The organism is Achromobacter xylosoxidans (assembly GCF_001457475.1).
Taxonomy (GTDB): Bacteria; Pseudomonadota; Gammaproteobacteria; order Burkholderiales; family Burkholderiaceae_B; genus Achromobacter; species Achromobacter xylosoxidans.
The window spans coordinates 4,161,782-4,180,330 of sequence record NZ_LN831029.1 but is presented as its reverse complement, the minus strand read 5'-3'; the positions used below and the strand labels follow the sequence as shown (position 1 = coordinate 4,180,330).

Sequence of the window (18,549 nt, the reverse complement as noted above, 5' to 3'; positions counted from 1 at the left end):
ATGAACGAAATACTACGCACGGTGCGCCTGTACGGGGGCCTGGGCGCGCGATTCGGCCGGGTGCATAGGCTGGCGGTCAACAGCACCGCGGAGGCCGTCCGCGCGCTCTGCGTGTTGTTGCCTGGCCTTGAGGCTGAGATGGCGGCAAGCGCAGGGCAGGGCGTGGCCTACGCCTGCTTCGTCGGAAAGCGGAACCTGACGGAGGACCAGCTTTCGCATCCGGTCGGGGACGCCGATATCCGCATCGCGCCAATGCCTGCCGGTGGCAAGCGCGGCGGGTTGTTCCAGACCGTCCTGGGAGCCGCGCTTATCGCGCTGGCAGTTTGGAACCCTATGGGGTGGGTGGCATTGGGTGCGCAGGGGGCGATAGGCACGACTGCGATGTTCTCGATGGGGGTGTCGTTGGCGTTGGGTGGTGTGGTGCAAATGCTCTCGCCCCAACAGCGAGCGCTAAGTGCCGCAGATCGGCCCGAAAACGGCGCCTCCTACAACTTCAATGGACCGGTGAACACGTCGGCCCAGGGCAACCCGGTGCCGGTGTTGTACGGACGCATGATTATCGGCAGCGCGACGGTCTCGGCCGGAATATTCTCTGAGGATCAGGCATGAAAATGAGGCAGCGCAGAAAGGCACCTTCGGGTGCCTTTTTTTATGGGCGTCGTCTGGGTGAAGTCGCGCCTGTCGTCGGCCATAAGGGCGGCAAGGGTGGCGGTGGTGGCCGAGGCCCCAGCGAAGCCCCGGATAGCCTGCATAGCATCGCCTATGCCCGCGTCATCGATTTGTTGAGCGAAGGCGAGATCTACGGCCCTGTGCATGGCCTTGGTGGCGCGCTGCGCGACGTATACCTGAATGGCACGCCCGTTGCGAACGCCGACGGCTCGCTGAACTTTTCCAACGTGTCGATCGACTTCCGGACTGGCACGCAATGGCAAGACCCGTTGCCTGGCTTCCCGGCGTCCGAGAACACCATCAGCGTCAACACCGAACTGAAGGCCACGCAGCCCTGGGTCCGCCTGTTCACCAATCGCCAGTTGTCCGCTGTACGGGTGACGCTGGCCGTCGAGGGCTTGAGCCGCGCCGACACTTCGAACGGCGACATCAACGGCTACCGGGTCGAGTACGCAATTGACGTGAGCCGTGATGGTGCTGCCTACCAGCAGGTGCTGGCCAGCGCGTTTGATGGCAAGACCACGCAGCGCTACGCGCGCTCGCATCGCATTGACCTGCCTGCCGGTGCGCAGCAGGGGTGGAGCGTTCGCGTTCGGCGCCTGACGGCTAACGCGAACAGCAACACGATCGCGGATCGCACCATCGTCGACGCCGTGACCGAAGTGATCGACGCCAAGCTGCGCTATCCCATGTCCGCTGTCGTCGGGATCAAGATCGACGCGGCGCAGTTTCAAAGCGTGCCCACGCGCGCCTACGACATGAAGGGGCGCATCATCCGGGTGCCGAGTAACTACGACCCGGAGACGCGCACCTATATCGGAACCTGGGACGGCACGTTCAAGACGGCGTGGACCGATAACCCGGCCTGGGTGTTCTTCGACCTGGTCGGCAACGACCGCTACGGCCTAGGCGAGCGGGTTCCGGCCGGCTGGCTGGACAAGTGGGGCCTGTACCAGATCGGGCGCTACTGCGACGAACTGGTGGACGATGGTTTCGGAGGGAAGGAACCGCGCTTCACCTGCAATGTCTACCTTCAGACGACGGCCGACGCGTACCGGGTGATCCAGGATCTCGCATCGGTGTTTCGCGGCATGGCGTACTGGGCGAATTCTTCGGTGATCGCCGTGGCCGACATGCCGGGTGATCCGGTCTATACCTACTCGTCAGCCAACGTCATTGATGGCCGGTTTTCCTACACCGGGTCGGCGCTGAACACGCGCTACACGGTCGCGCTGGTGTCCTGGTGCGATCTGACGGATATGGGGCGCCAGAAGGTCGAGTACGTCGAGAACCGCGAAGGCATCGCGCGCTACGGCATCAAGCAGCTGGAGGTTACCGCCTTTGGATGCACGTCGCGCGGCCAGGCGAACCGGGTTGGAAAGTGGCTTTTGCTGACCTCCAATCTGGAGACCCGCGGCGTCACCTTCAGCGTCGGCCTGGAGCAATGCCAGGTCCGCCCTGGCAGCATCATCCGCGTTGCGGACCAGCATCTGGCCGGCCGGCGTATCGGCGGGCGCATCAGGGAAGCGACGGCGAGCCGAATCGTGGTCGACGCCGAGCTGGGCATCCGGCCGGGTGACCGCTTGACCGTGAACCTGCCCAGCGGAAAGTCCGAAACGCGCGTGGTGTCGTCGGCCATGGGAGAGCCGTTGACGCTGGACAGCGGCGTCTACAGCTACGACTCCACGAAGCTGACGGCGGACATGATTGGCCTGCCCGGAACGGCCATGCATATCGACGTCCAGATACCATTTTCCGAGGTGCCCGAGCCGGAATGCGTATGGACGCTGGAATCCGAAGCGCTGTCGGCGCAGACGTTCCGCGTCCTGAGCATCAAGCGCAAGGACGGCGTGCTGGCCGATATCTCGGCCATCCAGCACGAGCCGGGAAAGTTCAACAACGTGGACTTCGGCACGCGGCTGGACCGCCCTCCGATTTCGGTGGTGCCGCCTGGCGTGCAGTCGCCGCCTACGGAGCCGAAGATCAGCGCCTATTACATCGTTAGCCAGGGCATTGCGAATCACACCGCCGTTTTCGAATGGAAGGCGGCCGATAGCGCAGTGGCCTATGAGGTGCAGTGGCGCCGGGACAACTCGGACTGGATCAACCTGCCGCGCACGGGCTACACGCGGGTGGAGGTGCCGAACATCTACGCCGGTGGCTACACATTCCGCGTGCGAGCTTTGAACTCGCTTGGCGTTGCGTCGATCTGGACCACGTCTACGCTGACGCAGCTGGACGGCATTGTCGGGCCGCCGCCGGTGGTGACCAGCCTGGTGGCCACCGGGCTGCTGTTCGCCATCCAGCTGGACTGGGGACTGCCGCCTGGGCCGTCGATCATCGAGCGCACGGAAATCTACTACTCGCAGAATTCCAGCTTCGATTCGGCCATCCCGCTGGGCGTCTTCGCCTACCCGCAGAACACGCACACGCTGCTGGGCCTGCTGGCGGGCAAGGAACTGTGGTTCTGGGCGCGGCTGGTCGACAAGAACGGCGTGGCGGGTGCTTGGTATCCCTCGGAAAGCGGCCTTGGTATTCGCGGCCAGGCCAGTACGGACGCAACGCCAATCCTGGAGCAGATCGGCGGCAAGATCGAGAAATCCATGCTTGGGCAGGACTTGATCACCGAAATTGAATCCGGGGGCGGGGCGGCGACCGAGATCAAGCAGGTGAAAGACGGCCTCAATGCGATGGTGAGCATCAAGGCCGGCGTGACCGTGGACGGCAAGTATTACAGCGCCGGCATGGGTGTCGGTGTCGAAAACACGCCCGAGGGCATGCAGACGCAGGTTCTTTTCTTGGCCGACCGTCTGGCGCTCATCAACCTGATCAACGGCGTTGTCACCACGCCGTTTGTGATCCAGAACGGGCAGACGTTCATCAACCAGGCCTTTATCGGCAACGGCTGGATCACCAACGCCATGATCGGCAATTACATCCAGTCGAACGACTACGTGCCGGGCGTGTCGGGGTGGCGTATCGACAAAGGCGGCGTGCTGGAAATGAACAGCGCGCTACCTGGCGGGGGGCGCCTTCGGATCAATGGGCAAAACGTGGTGGTGTTCGATCCGAATGGCGTGGACCGCGTGACGTTGGGGTATCTACCGTAATGGCTACCTATGGACTACGAACAAAGACCGCTGGCGGGCTGAGTCAGGTCCAGTTCACAACGCGCCTGCCTCGGCGGATCGGCGAGCTGGTCACGGGGCTTTCGGATGGCTCGATCAGCGTGCCGGAGTTCGCCGGCCGCGCGCCGGTCTATCAACTGTCGGCGGTGGCAGGGACGAGCATCGGCTTCACCATGGTCCCGATCATCTCCATCGTCGGTACTACCCTGAGCTGGACTTTCGATATGCCCGCTGCCTATAGGGCGAGCGCTCGGGTTACATATGGAGTTCTAGGGTAATGGCGGATTATGGTTTCAGGGCGCGGAACGGTTCGAATGAAATCCAGATTGACAGCACGTACAAGAATTTCGCCTTGCGTGATAAGGGCGTAATCACTGCGTCTGAAGGTTGGTTCCACGTCAATTTCCGGCAGGCCAACGCTTACACGGCGCGCAACACCGGGGTTGTGGCCTTTCGATCCAATGGCGCCGCCACACTCTACGGTATGTCGCCTAGCGGCAGTGGCATGTCGTTGAACTTCCTGGGCTATCAGCCTGGAGGCACCCCGGTCACCATCTGGTGGTATGTGTTCGACGAGCCCATCGAGGCGTCAGTCCCGAGCGGGGAGCGATACGGAATGATCGTCAAGAACGCATCAGGGGTGAAGACGTTCGATTCCAGGATCGATTACATGCGGACGGCCGATTTCTGGAGCGGAACGGCAAACGATATCCCGTCTACAAGCTCGGGGCTTCCTCCGAACTTTGTGCTGCGGGTCTATCCTGGGATTACGCCGGCCATCATCCAGGGGAACATGTGCAATAGCCAGACCGAGGTGCCAATAGGCGTCGGTCCTGGCGTGCAGTTCATGCAGTTTCGCATGTGGCAGATGGCCAAACAGGACGGCGGTACGATCGGCCAGACGATATGTGTCGAGGACTATGGTCCGAGTGCGACACCGTCAAACTGGCCGGATATCCGCCGGACGCAATTCAGTTCAACCATCATCGACGTGACCGGCCTTTGATTTAGGTTTTCTCTTACCCGCTTCGGCGGGTTTTTTTTCGTCCACACAACGGGAGGCAGCAATGCGAACCCAACAAGGGAGTATGCAAATGGAACCGAGTTCCACCGGTTTGGGTGGCTTGGCGGCCTTGAAGGTCGCAATGGCTTACGGCATTCCCGCCGCCGTGGCTGCAATGCTCGGGCTGCTGATCATGCCGCCTCGCACCGCGCGGGAGTTCACCGTTCGCACCGTCTGCACGGTCGCGTGTTCGTTCATGTTTGGGCCGGCCCTGGCCGGCGCAGTTATCGCGTGGAAGCCAGGCCTGATGGATGCCATGACTTGGTTGGCCCACCATGGCGCCGGATCCGACGATGCGCTGTTGGCGAAGTTCTATGTCCTGGGGCCGAGCATGCTGCTTGCCGGCTTGCCGGCGTGGTGGGTGCTGGGCGCCTACATGCGCTGGATGGCGAGCATGCGGAAAAAGGGACTTTTGGAATGGTTTGCCGAGGCACGGGCCAAGCTGCTGGGGCTGCGGTCGGGCGGGGAGGGCTGAACCATGGACCTGAAGAAGATTATCGATACGGGCATCCGCCCTGGGCTGGCGCTGCTGCCGGCGCGCATGGACACGGCCGAGGCGCGCGTCATGTTGCTGGCAATCGGCCTGCAGGAAAGTCGATTTACGCACCGCCAGCAGATCGGCGGGCCGGCGCGGGGCTTCTGGCAATTCGAGAAGGGCACGCGCGCCAGCCGCGGCGGCGTGTGGGGCGTGTTCCTGCACGCGGCGAGCAAGAGCCACTTGGCGGCGCTCTGCAAGGCCCGCAGCGTAGTCTGCGACCCAGATGCGATCTACGCCGCGCTGGAGTATGACGACGTGCTGGCCGCCGGCGTGGCGCGGCTGCTGCTGTGGACCGACCCGAAGGCGCTGCCCGCTATCGGCGATGTTGACACAGGATGGGCGCAGTACCTGCGCACCTGGCGGCCCGGGAAGCCGCATCCGAAGACCTGGCCGGCGCTGTATGCCCAGGCCATGGCCGCCGTGGAGATCTGACCATGCCCGCATTCGTACAACGGATATGGGGCTATCTGGTCGCCGCGCTGGCGGCTGTAGCCGCGGTGGCGCTGGTCTACCTGCGCGGGCGCAGCGCTGGCCGTGCGGATGAGCGCCAGGAGCGCAACGAGAGGATCAACGAACAGGCGGCGAAAGCTCGCCAGGAGGTGCGCAATGTGGAGGGTGACGTTGCCCGTATGGACGATGATGCAGTTTCTGATCGCCTCAAGTCTGGCTGGGTGCGCCGCCCCGGCCAGGGTGGGCGTTGAGTATTGCGACCATGCGCGGCCGATCTATTTCGACTCGGCTGTGCGGGTTGATGAGACCCCCCCGGAGATTCGACGCCAGATACTGAAGAGCAACGAAACTTGGAAACGACTCTGCGCAGCGAGCGGAAGGTAGCTGTCAACGTTCAGGGGCGCAGCGCTTGACGCTTGCCCGAAATTCCGATTCGGGCATGGCCCAAAGGGTCCGACCGTACGTGTGAATGGCTATATCGGAGCCTGCGCCATTCTTGGTCGCCATTGCAAGGTAAACCATGTCTCGGGGCGAGCCGATCATGAACTCAACTGTATCGGAACCAGGGTAAGTTGTGACTTCCAACATATCAGTTGGCAAAGCGCGCATACACCGCGTCACTGCGTCAACTGGTGTAGAGCTTGTGTACGTCTCGCCTGGAGAGGAACGCAGCTGAGTCAGGGTTTTTGAAGGGGCGCAGCCAGAAACCGCCATCGACACGGCAACGACCATGAGTATTCGAATCACGCCGCATTCCCAAAGTGTGCTTGCCCGCTTTTTAACACACATCGTCGGGTGCTTTAGATGGCGTTACCCACTGCATCCACCACCCCTGGTAGTAGCGCACGCCGGCGATTTCTTCGAAGCCACAGACCATCATGCCCCGGTCCGATCCAAAGGTCAGCAACACCGGGTCAAGCAGGTCAGGGATCGCGCTTGGAATTCGGGCGCCGAACTTGGCCAAGCTCTCCATGGTCAGGCGGGGTACATGGCGATTTAGCCCCTGATGGGGCATGGTGTACATGTGGACCGTGCCCACGACGGGCTGGCCTGGATCGTTATCGCGGCGACGTTCGCCAAGGTGGTGCGTCCGGAGGACGCTGCACTGAAATTGCACGGTCTTGCTCAAAAATACTGTATGGACATCCAGTTTAAACAGTCCTAGAATTCGCGCAATTCGGCCCCGATTTCGGCCGATAGGGGACGGAACATGGCCGATGCGGCAGACTGGCAGCAGAGGGACGAGTACTACTGGGCAGGGCCTGGCGGGTGGACCATCTGCCGGGTGTTCGCACAGAACCGCTGGCAATATGAGGTGTGGGCCGCGAACGGCACACGCCACGGCATGGAGCCGTCCCTAGCCGCCGCGATCACTCTCTATGAGAAGGTCAAGCCCGCAGCATAGGCGGCACCGGGTCGATTGCATCGGGAAGCTGGTATTTTGAGTTTCCAACTTCCTGGCGCACTGGGTGCCAGGTGAAGGCCGTCTCCGGTAGGCCATGCTCCAGCAGCGCAAGCGCCTGCGCGGTGGGAAATTCCGGGTCCATCCAGTGGATGGCGAGGTCGGGCGGCAGCGCTACAGGCCGCCGGTCGTGAACGTCGATCATGCCGCCCAGGGAGTCGTTCGTGACGAGTGCGAAGCCGTGGGCCTCGTCCTTGTCCGCTCCGGGGCGCCAGTTGCTCAGGGCTGCAAAGAACAGGGGCGCGTTGTCGGTGGCGTGGATGTAGTAGGGCTGCTTGGGCGGCTTCGGCCCATCGGCCAGGGGCTTCCATTCGTACCAGCCATTCGCCGGCACCAGGATGCGGCCGCGTGCGGTGAGCATCTTCCAGGGCCAGGCGCCGGCGAGGATCTTGTCCAGCCGCGCGCTCGACATGAAGTACTTCGAGTTGTGCGGGCGCCAGCCCCAGTGCAGGCGCTCCAGTTGGAAGTCACCGGCCAGGCGATGCATTGCCAGGGGGCGTGCGCCCGGCGGGATGTTGTAGAGCGGGCCGGCGGGGTCATCGAAGACGCGGCGAGGGTTGGGAAAGATGCGCTCGACGTAATCGAGCGGGCCGGACTTCTGGACGATGCGACCACACATGACGCGCTCCTGACCAGGGGGAAGGTCCAGTATAGGTTCGGCGCTCGGGTCCCAAACGAAAAAAGGCGGAAGGGCTCATGGCCCTCCCGCCTGAATGACAACTTACGGACAACATGAGGCCGCAAAGCCGCATGAACACTGGATTGTGTAGGGGTTCGAGTCCCCTCCTTCGCACCACGTATTGCCTGACACTGTTTTGGCGTTACGCCAACAATGTCATACAACCCCCGAGGATTCGAGTGCCTCGGGGGTTTTCTTTTGCCAACAGCTTTGACATCCGCCCATTAAATCGCCTACTTTGCTACGCCAAATCCACGCCAGGATTTACGCCAAAGGGGATGAAATTGGGTACTTTCCGCAAGCGCGGGGACACATGTCGCACCGAGGTCAGCAAGGGCGGCACCAGGGAGAGCAAGACGTTTGCCACCAAGCGGGAGGCCCAGGAATGGGCTGCCAGCAGGGAAACGGAGCTGGCTACAACTGCCGTGGGCGGTATCGTCGTCAGGACGTTGGCCCAGGTCCTGGAGCGGTTCCGCGACGAGGTTTCGCCCAAGAACAAGGGGCACCGCTGGGAACGCGTGCGGATCGACCGCTTCCTGAAGGACGAGCCGGAACTGTGCGCCAAACCTATCCACGCCGTCACCACGGTGGATCTGGCGGCCTGGCGCGACAAACGGCTGGGCCAGGTGCAGCCCACATCCTGCCGGCGCGATATCGCCCTCCTGCGCGTGGCCTGGGGCTACGCCAGGAAGGAATGGCACAACGTCAAGATGACGCTTCGCTGGCGCTGACCATGCCGTCCAAGGGGCGCCACCGTGAGCGCATTTATACCCAGGAAGAAATAGACCGGATCGTGCTGGCACTGGGGTGGGAAGAGGGAAAACCCGTCGAAGACAAGCGCCACCAGACCGCGGTGGCGTTCCTCTTGCCGCTGGAGATGGCGATGCGGTCCGGCGAGCTGCTGTCCCTGGAGCGGGCCCAGGTTGACCTGAAGAAGCAGGTAGCCCAGTTGGACCAGACCAAGAACGGCGACCGACGCGCCGTGCCGCTGTCGAAGCGCGCGGTGTCCATTTTCAAGGCGCTCAATAGCGTGGACAAGGTACGCATGTTCACCCTGACCGGCGCGCTGCGCGATGTCTACTTCCGCCATGCCAAGACGCTGGCACAGGTGGAGGGCGCCACGGTCCATGACGCCCGCGCGACCGCGCTGACGCGGCTGGCCAAGAAGCTGAGCATTTTGGAGCTGGCGCGGATGGTGGGCCACCGGGACCCGCGCAGCCTGATGATCTATTACCGCGAAAGCGCTACTGATATTGCTAAGAAACTAGGATGATCACTATGGGACCTGTTGAGGTTGTAAGGATTCTAATAACGGCTTGGGCAAATCGGCGACGAAAGCAGTTCAAGTTCTGGTGGGCTGGCGTGGTCCACCAAGCACAGCTGGAAAAGCTGAATGCCAGCCTGCCCCATCAGGATGAAAAGGGCGCTGTTGATCGAGCTTGGGCCATTATCTCGGACATCGACAGACTAGAGACGAGTACCGCGGTTCTGCAATCGGAATATCTCATCCGTGAAGCGCGACGGATCGGTGCAGAAATTCCCCCGCAAGAGGTGGGAGAATTCTATGGGCAAGTAGACGTGCACGATAACTACTCGGAAGCTTGGTATCTAACTCCGAGGGGCTTTTTAGCGGTGCGCAGCGCGATATTGGATGCAAAAAAACGGCGCCGAGAGGGCGCCATGTTTTGGTTTGGGATATTCGGCTCGCTTTTCGGTATGGCCATGGCCGTATGGAAAAGCCTGCCGACTTAGATAGAGCCGTCACGGCCCATGGTTATCGTGCGCGCCGGCCATCTGGCGCTTTGCGCTGGCACTCGATCCAGTCATCCACCTCTTCGGCCTTCCATCGGCGCACACCGCCGAATTGGAAGGGCCTGGGGAAGTGAACTTTCTTGAGCGACGCATTGATGTTCGTCTGAATTTCCTTCAAAGATGCTGGTCGCTCCTCATGGGGCGCTCGTACGGATTGGTATTCCGCGTCCATTTTTTTGATGAGAAGTTCACCTTTCTGTGCGGCCCCAATCAGTTCTGTCACATGGTTTATTGCCTTTCTGAGCTGCGCGGCGATCGACTGTCGTATTTCGCGCAACGCTCGGTCCTCTTTTTGAGCGCTTATCCTGGCCACTCGCGCCTGATCTGCTCCCATGCGATACGCCATAAAAATCGCTACTACAGAGCCGGCGGCTTGTGCCCAGGAGGCCAGCTCTCCGCTGTTCTTGGGAGTGAAATCGGATTCGAAAAAAGTGGTGAAGCCAATCGAAAAAAAGAACGTCACGGCGATCACGCCGAAGATCAGGGCGAAGTAAGTAAGCGCCGTACGAATTCTCTCGGAAGACATTTTGTTTTTAAGTGGCTAGTAGTATCGGGGAGAAAATCGTACAGCAGGAGTGTGTGCAATGCGTGATTACTCAAAAGTGGGTCCGCAGTTCTAGAGCGGACGCACAGGCCGAGCCTTGAAGAAGGAAGGGCCCGAGGTCGTCATCGTGGCCATGTACTTGATGACTGCCAGCACGCCACGATGCTGGGCCTGTACTACCTGAACTCGTCCCACATCACGGTCGACACCGGCCTGTCCTTGGAAGGGGCTATGAAGGGGCTTCGAAGCGCCTGCGAAGTGGGGTTTTGCCGCTTCGACGAGGACGGCATGGTTGTGTGGGTGCCGAGCCGTTCTGGCAGTTCAAGGACCGAGTGATCGCGCGTGCCGGCCTGACCGACGACGACAAAGCGCGGCTGCGCGCCGACTACGGGGTGAGCCTGTGAACGCGGCCGTTCAGTGCGTCTACTGCGAGCGCTTCACGCTGCGCCACCCGCACACCGCCATGGCCGCGCAAGGCCTGGGCCGCTGCGCGCTCGTGACCGACCGTCCCGGCAGCTTCGTCAGCCCGTTGTGGCGCCGCAGCTGCGCCACCTACCAACCCGCGCCGGCGGCCAGGGCCGAGGCGCGCATCGAATGGCTGCGCGACCTGCGCAGCGAGGGAGCCTGATGCGCGGTTCGCGCGTAGTGCGCGAGGGCGCCGGCGTGGTCGAGGAGGGGAAGAAGGGCGAGGAAGCCCGCGCCATGGACCTAGCTGAATCCCTGCTGCGCGGTGCGGGCCTTGTCGGCGAATAGGATCTGAGATAGCGTTTTGCCAGCTCCCCAAGATCTTGGTTGCTTATGACATTCAACCCGTGGATTGTCCGCCCGCTTCCGTCAAAAGCGGAGGAGAAAAAAGAACGCGCGCGTCGACGAAAAATAGAGCGCGAAGAACAGCGAATGGCCTATGAACTCAGGGCCTACAAAAATCAGGATCGGCGGGATACGAGCCATGATGCGCGTGCAGAGAGGCTATCGCGCGAGAACATTGAAAATCTGGAGACTATCCTCGCAGCCCTGCGGGGTCGAGCCTTTAGGGCATGGTATGAGGCAACGACTGGCGAGCCCGTGTCGGACTTCTTGGAGGAGGTACTGCTTTCGCCTGAGGAGTTTGAAACGCGCTACACCCGCTTATCGTGGCACCGGGACTATCAAAACTGGCTGGAGTCTCGGATTGAGCGAGTGGCCAACGACAACCCATGGAAGAATCCAGAAAAGGTCGGGCATTGGGCGAGGGCAATTCAGGAATGCTCAGAGCCGAAGGAACGGAGACGACTGCTGATGCGGCTCGCGACGCCGGCGTGGGCAGATCGCAAAAAGATCAGGATGATCTATGACGAACGGGATCGAATCGAACTCGAAACCGGCATTCCGCACGACGTCGATCACGTCGTGCCGTTGGTCAACCCGCTGGTGTGTGGGCTTCATTGCGAAGCCAATCTGCGGATCGTGCCCGCGGTCTTGAACCGGAGCAAGTCCAACAAGTTCGACCCGGACCTTTCTCACGATGCTTGACAAAAAAGTGAGCAATCCGCAAAATCGGCCCCATTCTGTCACTGGGTAACAGTGCGTCTTAAGACCCCGCCGGGAAACCGAGCGGGGTTTTTTCATGCCGGGAGCAACTGACGGACAAAAGGGAACGAGTAATAGAAGCTCGTCCCGATGCGCCACAAGCATACGAGGAATGCGCCTGCCGTCAAGAGCCATGGCACAGTCAATTCAAGCAAGTTCCAAGAAGGCTGATATGCACGTTTCCAGGCTCTCATGTGCAGCAGGAAGTAGACCCATGGGCGTATTGCCACTTCAGTTTTTTGCATCTCCCCAACGAAGCGCGTTGCTGCAACGGTAGCCATCCCCGGCTCGGTGCTGGTTTGCAGTATTTGGACCCATCGCGAGGAGTACTTCCCGTGACGGCCATTCCATGAGCATGGGCCGGATTCCAAGAGTGTCAGGTTCTCACCCTCGGGCCTACTCGGAAAGCGAAATACAAGCTTGGACCCTTTCGATTTAGGAAGCCCATCGGCCGAGTTAATGGCAAGTGTGAGCTTAAGCAGTTGATCGCGATTGGCCCGGTAAGATCTGCGCCGGCGATCTCCCCACTCTTTGCGAAGCTCTACGTTCTCCGCAGCTTCGTGCCCGGTTGGGGCGAAGTGATATCGAAGGGCAAAGTAGGTCAATACCATAAGCGCCGCGATCCATGCCCGCCACGGCTCGACCGCGCTTAGATCGACAGCGCCAACCAATTTGCCGTCCAGAGGGATTCCGAGCGCCCATACAGCGAGGATGCCTGAGGCAACGGCCATCAAATTGCGTCGAGCTTTTTCAGCAACGTCCTCCAACTCCATCTCCTCATCCTCAGAGTGCACCTTCCACAAGTCAGGGCATTGTATTGCACTCTGTTACATTCGCCCTATGCCAAAACTCAAGTCTCATGCGCCCAAGCCGGCGCGGAAGTCGCCCGCGCGCTCCAAACGCACGCGTGTCGAACGCCGCCCGCCGCGTGGTGTCTGCGGACAGCCCGCTGACGCCCCAGCAGCGCCGGTTTGTGGACGAGTTCGCAGCGGGCGGCTTCCTGAACCCGACCAAGGCCTTCGAGGCGGCCTACCGGGCCCGCGGTGCTGCGGCCATCAGCGGCGCGTCGCGCTTGTTGAACTAGGCTAACGTCGCGGCGGTGGTGCAGGCACTGCGCGACAAGCTGTCGGCGAAACTGGAAGTCACCGCCCAGCGCGTCCTCGAGAAATGGGTGGACATGGGCTTCTACGACGGGGCGGACCTGGTGGTGACGGACGAGAATGGCGTACTGCGCGATATCACCAGCCCGAAGGATCTGCGGCTGCTGCCCGAGCGCGTGCGCCGCTGCGTGATCGGTTGGACCTACGACAAGGGCGGCGACCTCATCCTCAAGCTGGCGCCTAAGACGCCGAACCTGGAACTGATCGCGCGCCACCTGGGGCATGTTCGTGGAGCGCAAGGAGCTGCGACTGGGCGACCTGGACAAGAAGTCAGACGCCGAACTGGACGCCGCTATCGCGCAGGCTGCCCAGGAAATCGCCCAGGCCGAAGGCATCCCGGTGGAAATGGTTCTTGCCCAACTGCGCGTGGGCGGCGCTGGCGCCGGGCCCACGATGCACTGATGTCCAATCCGCGCGTGATGCTGGCCAGGGCGCTGCAGGAGCGTGCCTAGCGCGCCAAGCGCAACCGGTTGAAGTACCACCGGCCGTACGAGAAACAGAGGGAGTTCCACGCACAAGGCGCCGCATACGGCGAGCGCCTTTTTTCTGCCGGCAACCAGCTGGGCAAGACGTTCCCGGGCGCCTACGAGACGGCGATGCACCTGACCGGGCGCTACCCGGAATGGTGGGAAGGCAAGGTTTTCCAGAAACCCGCGGCGGGCTGGGCGGCCTCGGTGTCGTCGGCGCTGACGCGCGACGGCATGCAGCGCCTGCTGTTGGGCCGGCCTGGCGTCGACTAGCGAACGCGGGACCGGCGCCATCCCTGGCGACGCCATCAAGGAGGTGGCGCCGCTGGCCGGCGTGCCGGGCGCGGTGTCCATGATCGTGGTGCGCCATGGCGGTGGCGGCGACGTTCAGGCCGGCGAGCGTGCTGGGCTTTCGCACCTACGAGCAGGGCGGGGAGAAGTTCCAGGCCGAAACCCTGGATTTCGTCTGGCTGGATGAGGAGCCGCCGCACGACATCTACATGGAGGCTGTCACCCGGACCAACACGACGTTGGGCCCGGTGTACCTGACCTTCACGCCTCTGATGGGCATGTCGGCGACGGTCAAGCGGTTCCTGATCGACAAGCACGCCGGCACCGCGTGGTGTTCATGGGCATCTACGATGCCGAGCACTACACCCGCGAGTAGGCCGATGCGATCCTGGCCAACTGCCGGCAACTACAAGGTCGGGCGCACGCGCATCGCTGGCATGGATATCTCGATCGAGAATCCCGAGGGGTCGGAGCGCCGCGGCAGGTCTCCCGACGGCACCAGCTGGGTCGACCGGATGGCGGAAGCGCTGGCGTGCGGCGAGTCGGGGCGAATCGTCGAGGCGCGTTCTCTCTTTTGGGATCGGAGCAACTGGCGACCCCTGTGCTGGGCATGTCACTCGCGCAAGACTGCGAGAGGATGGCGCGTTCGGCAACCGGCGGCGAGTGCGGTAGGCGGTAGGGGCGCAGACGTCTGCACGAGAAGATCCGAGCGGGGTAGGAAATATATAGATCAGCCGACATTTTTGCCGCAGGCGGCGCAGCGCTGAAATTGGTCAGCCGTTAGTTCGGGCGAACGGTGGAATTTGAGCGTCGTGAGATGTTACATTTGGTGTTTCAAACCCTGCAGAGTTGAGTATGGAATGCGCTACAGCTGCCCTGTTGTGCGACGCTAAGCCGTGGCTAGAGGCCCTCTATTTTGTCGCTGGGGGGCCGATCTTGGCGGCTCTTGCTGCTGTGGGCCTCGGCCAGATTAGTGCGCTCAAGACCCAGATGAGAATTACACAAGATATCGAGTCGCGCAGGCTGATGTTCGAGATCAAAATGTCTTTTGATGCATGGGTAAGGTCTATGAACGACAAATGGGACACCCTGGAAGTTCCGCCACGATTCGGCGAGTCGCTCGTGAGGCTGAGTCGCGACGCTGTGGAAATCGGGTACGCGGAAGATTACAAGACCTACGAAGGGGAAGAGTATGCAGAGCTTCGAGAATTCGTTGGAGAAATTTACAGTGCGCTCAACGCCTATGTGCCTCAGTTTTTCTCTCTGATGAATGAACGCGGAGACGAGCTCTATCAGTTGTTCGGTTATCAGTATGTAAAGATGATGAATACAGTCTGCGTCGTCCGATTGCCCAGCTGGATTGAGCAGCACGCCGGTGACGCTCCGGTGGCGAACGCTATGTTGGCGTTGCAGTACTCCTGGGGCGAAAAGATGGGCATGGACCGGAAGTCCGTGGCTGTGATGCCTGCAAAGGGTGCACAAAAGGTCAACCAGCACGAGCCGGAGTGGAAGAGGCGTTTGCCGCTCAACTTCGACGGTGGATGGGCGAAGGGGATGACATTCACTCGCAGATACGATCTTCGCTAGCGCGACGTCGTGAACTCACCGACGTCTGCCAATTCAAGGCCCGGCAAATCATGCCGGGCCTTTTTGTTGGTGTTTCCGCTGGTAGCGAGGATTGGCGCGAGGTAGGGGGTCAAAAGTCACGGCGATTCGCGTCGGGACCGAGCGCCCAGCTGAATTTTTATGGGAAAGGGAAACCTATGCACTCGACTCGCGTGTGGACCTACTGCCCTCGAGCCAAGGTGGATGAACAGTCCAAGGCCGATGCTGCGCCCTATGGAATATGGGAGGCGGCGGACGCGCTACAAGTCACCGAGGGCGACGTCGTGGACTATCGACCGATGAAGGAACAGGTGCGGGAGCGACCGTGCCATGATTCATCGCTAGTGTATCGCTCGTCACATACCTTCTCCGAGGCGAATGGCTATCGACGATTTCTAGAAGTGAAGACACTGTGAGTTTGTCCACATCCTCGCCGATGCCTTCTACCAACGGCGTGCTGTGCATTCCCTGCAGGGTTGCGATGACTGCCAACACTTCATTCTTGGCTTTGTCGAAAGCCTGCGTGAGCTGCTCCGAAGTTGTTCGGGCACGTTGCAGTGTGGCCTCTCCGTCGTCACCAAGGATCGCGGCGCGCACCTCGGCCGACTCGTATTGGACCCAGTTCGCATGAGCGGGGTTAAAGGGGTTCTCGCGCAACCCTTGTTCGATGCTGAAGTGGACCGACGGCGGCGGAACGTCGAAATTTTTCCAATACACGCGCGCGTGATATCCTATCCATGAGCCGCTGGCGCTTTTGCCCAATGCCCGAGCGGCCTTCTCAATTGACAGGTAGGCATCGTCTGATCCGCTAGCCGTGACTGACGTTATCGTCAGTTGGTCTATGGTTCGTCCAAGCTGGCCGATGCGATGTTCAATTGCGCTCACCAAATGTGTGCAGACCGATCCGCCGGAAAAATGCCGATCGAGCTCGATAAAGCGCATGTCAAATCTATTGCTTAACGTGGACCCGTACTGTATCAAGTCTAGGATTTCTGCAGAGCGAGCAGCAACTACGGGTGTTGGAATGACGCAGCTCACGCCGAGCAACCTATCGGCCCCATATTGGCCCCATATTGGCCCCATTTTGTCTTGGAACCCGCATAGATAATGGATTTCCGAGTCCCCTCCTTCGCGCCAACCCCATTCAGGCACTGATCCGGCGATACGCCGGCAGTAGTGTCCCCCAAACCCCGAGACATCCGCTGTGTTCCGGGGTTTTTCATTTGGCGGGCTATCTGCCGATCTTGAATCCCCATATTGAGGGCCAGAGCCCCACGCCGGCCCGCGCCTGTACCGCCGGTCCCCTGCTTGTTATAAAGAGCCCTGAAGCTTTTCTTGTCGAGCGAGGATAAATGTTGTCGATTCAAATGCTTAGCCGCGGCGGCCTGTTGTTGCTTGTCGCGCTCCTGTCCGGCTGTTCCTCCTCGTCCATCAATCCCTGGTCTTCGCCCGCTGCCCCCGGTTCCGGCTCCGACTCGTCACGGGTCAGCCTGGAATGCCGGGTCAGCCGCAGCAGCTGCATCTATGAAGGCAAATACGAGGCGGGCGAGCGTGACTATGCCGAAGACGAGGCCAAGCGCTTGAATCGGGCCGAAATGGAACGGTTGCGCCGCGCTTTCGGCGGTTGAGCCGGGAGGTGAAAACGCCCGCCGGCTGGCGGGCGTTGATGCCGCCATCGGCGGCGCGCCGCATGCGGCGCTTTCGGAGAGGTCGAAGGCGGGGCCGGCGCTCAAGCGGCCGCGGGGGCGGTGGCTTGCGGTTTGCCGTAGAACACCCGAGCGCAGACCACGCCGCTTATCAGTCCGGGCACGCCGCCCAGGAACAGCGGAAAGCCCAGTTCGGACAGCGTGTTCTCGCGCACGGCGAAGCCCGCGAGGAAAACGAAGGCATAGAGACCGCCCAGCAGCCCCGGCCAGCAATACGAGCGCCATGTCACGACGGCGGGCCGGCAGGCGCCCGTCACCAGGCCGCACAGCAGCGCGGGCACGCCGCCGTACAGGTACGACCAGGGCACCAGGAAGACCGACATGAACAGCGATTCCAGGCTCATCGCGGCGGTGGCCAGAAACAGCGCGAACACCAGGGTGCCTACCGGGGGACCCAGCGCGGCGAACAGGGCGGCGCCAGCGGCGCCTGCGCGGGCAATGTCGCCGCGCGTCTTGCCTTCGGGCCGGCGCACGATGCGCCACGTCAGCACGCCCAGCGACGCGGCGGCCAGCACACATACGGATAACAACAGCACGGCGTGCCTTTCAAGTGTCGGTGGGTCGGTTGGGGAACAGGTTCAATGACAGGATGGCATCGGGATAGGTCGCCAGCAGCATCCCCGACAGGTGGCCGTGCAAGGCGCCGAACAGCGGCCAGCTCAGCGCCTCGCTGCCGGGCAGCAGGTCCAGCAGCATCAGCTGGCCGGTGCGCACGGTGCCGACGAAATAGGCGCGTTCGTCATGCTGGCCGGTGGGCGTGGCGCGATAGATCTTGGTGGCTCGGCCGCTGTCGTCCTTGCGCCAACTGTTGCCGCTGGTCGTGGCGCGGGCGCCGATGGGGGCGATGTCCGCCTGGATGGTTTCCCAAAGGGCGCGGGCGTTGGCGGCGTATACGACGATGGTCATGGTGGGCGCTGTCCTATGCGAAAAATTGGGAACGCGAGGCCGGGCACGGCAAAGTTACCAACGTGGCCGTGGCACGGCAAGCGCTGGAGCGTTGCGCCGCGGGCTCAGTCGCCCGCCAATTCCCGCAGTTCGTCGGCGCGGCTGATGTTCAGCAGCATCGGGCAATACTCATACATGGGTGAACCGACATGCGCCCCGGCCAGCGCGCAATGGCCGTTGCGGTACGCCAGCCAGGCCTTCTGGGTCTGTTCCAGCTTGGCGGCGTCGTCCGGGTAGTCGGTGGCCAGGCGTGCCTGGATCCGGGCGTAGAGCGTGTTGATTTCACGTTTGGCCGCCGCCGAGACGCCTTCCGCGCAGGCGCCGACGGTGCCGTTGTTGGTGACGCCGGCATCGCGCAGGCAGCGGTCGTACTGGCCCATGTAGTCCGGCGTGGAGGCGCCCAGGACCAGGGCGGGAGACAGCATCAGGGAAAGCGCGAGGGCGTGTCGGATCATGGTGGC

The 18,549-nt window shown here is 61.8% G+C and carries 25 protein-coding genes; 17 read left to right on the top strand and 8 right to left on the bottom strand.

Translation table 11 applies throughout. From position 1 onward, the window contains the following. The 6 genes from AT699_RS18780 to AT699_RS18750 all read left to right on the top strand — a co-directional run bounded on the left by AT699_RS18780 (position 1) and on the right by AT699_RS18750 (position 6,099). On the top strand, positions 1–609 hold the full coding sequence (locus AT699_RS18780) for a tail assembly protein (RefSeq protein ID WP_006387649.1): 609 nt from the start codon (positions 1–3) through the stop codon (positions 607–609). Further along, a complete protein-coding gene (locus tag AT699_RS18775) occupies positions 606–3,779 on the top strand; it encodes a TipJ family phage tail tip protein (protein ID WP_024069460.1) in 3,174 nt (1,057 codons plus the stop codon). The genes AT699_RS18780 and AT699_RS18775 overlap by 4 nt, the downstream gene beginning before the upstream one ends. Positions 3,780–4,074: 295 nt before the next feature. Beyond that, positions 4,075–4,803 carry a hypothetical protein gene (locus AT699_RS18765; RefSeq protein ID WP_058207396.1) on the top strand — a complete coding sequence of 243 codons (729 nt, stop codon included), beginning with the start codon at positions 4,075–4,077 and terminating at the stop codon, positions 4,801–4,803. 88 nt (positions 4,804–4,891) lie between these two features. Continuing rightward, positions 4,892–5,335 (top strand): hypothetical protein, encoded by a 444-nt coding sequence (locus tag AT699_RS18760; RefSeq protein WP_058207395.1) that lies wholly within the window; start codon positions 4,892–4,894, stop codon positions 5,333–5,335. Between the two features lie 3 nt (positions 5,336–5,338). After that, positions 5,339–5,830 (top strand): hypothetical protein, encoded by a 492-nt coding sequence (locus AT699_RS18755; RefSeq protein ID WP_024069458.1) that lies wholly within the window; start codon positions 5,339–5,341, stop codon positions 5,828–5,830. Between the two features lie 2 nt (positions 5,831–5,832). Beyond that, positions 5,833–6,099: a hypothetical protein gene (locus AT699_RS18750; protein WP_058207394.1), complete on the top strand. Its 267-nt coding sequence runs from the start codon at positions 5,833–5,835 to the stop codon at positions 6,097–6,099. Positions 6,100–6,626: 527 nt separating this feature from the next. Here AT699_RS18750 and AT699_RS18745 read toward each other — a convergent pair. Continuing rightward, entirely contained in the window at positions 6,627–6,977 is a 351-nt protein-coding gene (locus AT699_RS18745) for a hypothetical protein (RefSeq protein ID WP_232254214.1), read from the bottom strand. Between the two features lie 259 nt (positions 6,978–7,236). Further along, entirely contained in the window at positions 7,237–7,929 is a 693-nt protein-coding gene (locus tag AT699_RS18735; RefSeq protein WP_024069456.1) for an SOS response-associated peptidase, read from the bottom strand. Positions 7,930–8,267: 338 nt separating this feature from the next. On the opposite strand from AT699_RS18735, the gene AT699_RS32245 reads away from it, so the two are divergent. Genes AT699_RS32245 through AT699_RS31110 form a run of 3 tightly spaced genes read left to right on the top strand, consistent with a single transcriptional unit; the run spans position 8,268 to position 9,741 of the window. Beyond that, positions 8,268–8,720 carry a hypothetical protein gene (locus AT699_RS32245; protein WP_232254215.1) on the top strand — a complete coding sequence of 151 codons (453 nt, stop codon included), beginning with the start codon at positions 8,268–8,270 and terminating at the stop codon, positions 8,718–8,720. After that, entirely contained in the window at positions 8,684–9,262 is a 579-nt protein-coding gene (locus AT699_RS32240) for a site-specific integrase (RefSeq protein WP_232254216.1), read from the top strand. Before AT699_RS32245 ends, AT699_RS32240 begins: the two co-directional genes overlap by 37 nt. Beyond that, positions 9,259–9,741, top strand: coding sequence for a hypothetical protein (locus AT699_RS31110; RefSeq protein WP_081247814.1), 483 nt, complete (start codon positions 9,259–9,261; stop codon positions 9,739–9,741). Before AT699_RS32240 ends, AT699_RS31110 begins: the two co-directional genes overlap by 4 nt. Before the next feature lie 22 nt (positions 9,742–9,763). Here the strand turns inward: AT699_RS31110 and AT699_RS18725 are convergent, their stop codons facing one another. Continuing rightward, positions 9,764–10,327 carry a hypothetical protein gene (locus AT699_RS18725; RefSeq protein WP_058207392.1) on the bottom strand — a complete coding sequence of 188 codons (564 nt, stop codon included), beginning with the start codon at positions 10,325–10,327 and terminating at the stop codon, positions 9,764–9,766. 418 nt (positions 10,328–10,745) lie between these two features. On the opposite strand from AT699_RS18725, the gene AT699_RS18720 reads away from it, so the two are divergent. Together AT699_RS18720 and AT699_RS18715 are read left to right on the top strand one after the other, a co-directional pair. Next, positions 10,746–10,973, top strand: a complete 228-nt coding sequence (locus AT699_RS18720) for a hypothetical protein (RefSeq protein WP_024069455.1) — start codon at positions 10,746–10,748, stop codon at positions 10,971–10,973. 170 nt (positions 10,974–11,143) lie between these two features. Then, a complete protein-coding gene (locus AT699_RS18715; RefSeq protein WP_145964688.1) occupies positions 11,144–11,857 on the top strand; it encodes a hypothetical protein in 714 nt (237 codons plus the stop codon). A gap of 92 nt (positions 11,858–11,949) precedes the next feature. On the opposite strand, the gene AT699_RS31635 is transcribed toward AT699_RS18715, so the two are convergent. Beyond that, positions 11,950–12,687 (bottom strand): hypothetical protein, encoded by a 738-nt coding sequence (locus tag AT699_RS31635; RefSeq protein WP_145964687.1) that lies wholly within the window; start codon positions 12,685–12,687, stop codon positions 11,950–11,952. A 134-nt stretch (positions 12,688–12,821) separates the two neighbouring features. On the opposite strand from AT699_RS31635, the gene AT699_RS31630 reads away from it, so the two are divergent. The 5 genes from AT699_RS31630 to AT699_RS18695 all read left to right on the top strand — a co-directional run bounded on the left by AT699_RS31630 (position 12,822) and on the right by AT699_RS18695 (position 15,419). After that, the gene (locus AT699_RS31630; protein ID WP_024069453.1) at positions 12,822–12,998 is read left to right on the top strand and encodes a hypothetical protein; all 177 of its coding nucleotides are present in this window, start codon (positions 12,822–12,824) and stop codon (positions 12,996–12,998) included. Positions 12,999–13,013: 15 nt separating this feature from the next. Continuing rightward, positions 13,014–13,526 carry a terminase small subunit gene (locus tag AT699_RS31625; RefSeq protein ID WP_145964686.1) on the top strand — a complete coding sequence of 171 codons (513 nt, stop codon included), beginning with the start codon at positions 13,014–13,016 and terminating at the stop codon, positions 13,524–13,526. A gap of 144 nt (positions 13,527–13,670) precedes the next feature. Beyond that, complete coding sequence (locus AT699_RS32235) at positions 13,671–13,814, top strand: hypothetical protein (protein WP_155523073.1); 144 nt, start codon at positions 13,671–13,673, stop codon at positions 13,812–13,814. Positions 13,815–13,909: 95 nt separating this feature from the next. Next, positions 13,910–14,599, top strand: a complete 690-nt coding sequence (locus AT699_RS32070) for a terminase large subunit domain-containing protein (RefSeq protein WP_058207389.1) — start codon at positions 13,910–13,912, stop codon at positions 14,597–14,599. An 88-nt stretch (positions 14,600–14,687) separates the two neighbouring features. Next, the gene (locus tag AT699_RS18695) at positions 14,688–15,419 is read left to right on the top strand and encodes a hypothetical protein (protein WP_111727680.1); all 732 of its coding nucleotides are present in this window, start codon (positions 14,688–14,690) and stop codon (positions 15,417–15,419) included. Positions 15,420–15,704: 285 nt separating this feature from the next. Here the strand turns inward: AT699_RS18695 and AT699_RS31610 are convergent, their stop codons facing one another. Beyond that, positions 15,705–16,379, bottom strand: a complete 675-nt coding sequence (locus AT699_RS31610; RefSeq protein ID WP_145964685.1) for a hypothetical protein — start codon at positions 16,377–16,379, stop codon at positions 15,705–15,707. A gap of 410 nt (positions 16,380–16,789) precedes the next feature. Here AT699_RS31610 and AT699_RS18690 point away from each other — a divergent pair, with 410 nt between their 5' ends. Further along, entirely contained in the window at positions 16,790–17,065 is a 276-nt protein-coding gene (locus tag AT699_RS18690; RefSeq protein ID WP_006386213.1) for a hypothetical protein, read from the top strand. 101 nt (positions 17,066–17,166) lie between these two features. On the opposite strand, the gene AT699_RS18685 is transcribed toward AT699_RS18690, so the two are convergent. From AT699_RS18685 to AT699_RS18675, 3 genes are all read right to left on the bottom strand, one after another. Beyond that, the gene (locus AT699_RS18685) at positions 17,167–17,679 is read right to left on the bottom strand and encodes a hypothetical protein (protein WP_024069450.1); all 513 of its coding nucleotides are present in this window, start codon (positions 17,677–17,679) and stop codon (positions 17,167–17,169) included. A gap of 10 nt (positions 17,680–17,689) precedes the next feature. Then, positions 17,690–18,049, bottom strand: a complete 360-nt coding sequence (locus tag AT699_RS18680; RefSeq protein ID WP_020928346.1) for a hypothetical protein — start codon at positions 18,047–18,049, stop codon at positions 17,690–17,692. Positions 18,050–18,153: 104 nt separating this feature from the next. Then, positions 18,154–18,543 (bottom strand): lysozyme inhibitor LprI family protein, encoded by a 390-nt coding sequence (locus AT699_RS18675; RefSeq protein WP_054471758.1) that lies wholly within the window; start codon positions 18,541–18,543, stop codon positions 18,154–18,156. Positions 18,544–18,549: the final 6 nt, after the last annotated feature.